Here is a 502-nt window from a genome sequence, read left to right on the forward strand (position 1 = left end):
CTGGTCGATCGCGTTGCGCTTGTGCGGACGATGGAGCGTCGCGACCACACGGTCGCCGTAGCTCTCGACGAGGAGGGGATCGCCGGCGGGCGAGGGTTCCGACATCACACCTTCTCCACGATCAGGGCGGCGCCCTGTCCGACGCCGACGCACATGGTGGCCAGGCCGTAGCGCGACCCCTCGCGTTCCATGCGGCCGAGGAGGGTGACCAGCAGCCGGGACCCGGACGAACCGAGCGGGTGGCCCAGGGCGATGGCTCCACCGTCGGCGTTCACGCGCGATTCGTCGAGGCCGAGCCGTCGGATGCAGGCGATGGACTGCGTGGCGAAGGCCTCGTTGAGCTCGATCGAGCCGATGTCGTCGATCGAGAGGCCCGCCCGTCGCAGCGCCTTCTGAGTCGCGGGAACCGGACCCAGGCCCATGACCTCGGGCGCGAGGCCCGCACTGGTGCCGGCCACGATGCGGGCACGCGGCACCAGACCGTAGCGCTCGACTGCCGCAG

Annotated in this window: 1 pseudogene; it reads right to left on the minus strand. The window is 71.1% G+C overall.

The window, feature by feature from the left end:
- Positions 1 to 104: 104 nt before the first annotated feature.
- Positions 105 to 502 (minus strand): annotated as a pseudogene (locus tag KZA10_RS17525) (3-oxoadipyl-CoA thiolase); the annotation flags it as partial.

The organism is Microbacterium sp. BF1, from assembly GCF_019279095.1.
Classification (GTDB): Bacteria; Actinomycetota; Actinomycetes; order Actinomycetales; family Microbacteriaceae; genus Microbacterium; species Microbacterium maritypicum.